General features: G+C 65.8%; 1 pseudogene. It reads right to left on the bottom strand.

Annotation, left to right across the window (positions count from 1 at the left end):
- A pseudogene (locus I6F35_RS39715) lies at window positions 1-371 on the bottom strand (IS3 family transposase); the annotation flags it as partial.

The raw sequence follows: 371 nt of genomic DNA, 5'->3' as shown, positions 1-371 counted from the left end.
TCCCCACCGCCTTGCGGCGGGCTCGTCGCTTGCGGACGGTGAGCCCTTCCTCGCGATAAAGCCGGTAGATCCGGTTGATCCCCGATGGTTCGCCCTCCCGCCGCAGCAAAACGAACAGCCGGCGGTAGCCGAAACGCCGCCGCTCGTTGGCGAGGTCGCGCAATCGACCACGCAGACCCGTGTCTGGAGGGCGGCGGGAGCGGTAGCGGATCATCTTCCGATCAGCGCTGACGATCGAACAGGTCCGCCGTTCCGACAGGCTCATGACGACCTGCAGATGCGCGACCGCAAGCGCGCTTGGCGGCGGGCCCTACCATTTTTTTGAAAGAAGCTCGCGAAAGGCGGCCGCATCAAGCATCTGCTCCGCCAGG

Origin of the sequence: Bradyrhizobium sp. BRP22 (genome assembly GCF_020194175.1) — a bacterium.
Lineage (GTDB): Bacteria > Pseudomonadota > Alphaproteobacteria > Rhizobiales > Xanthobacteraceae > Bradyrhizobium.
The sequence above is the reverse complement of the archived record's forward strand: the minus strand, read 5'-3'. Positions and strand labels throughout refer to the sequence as shown.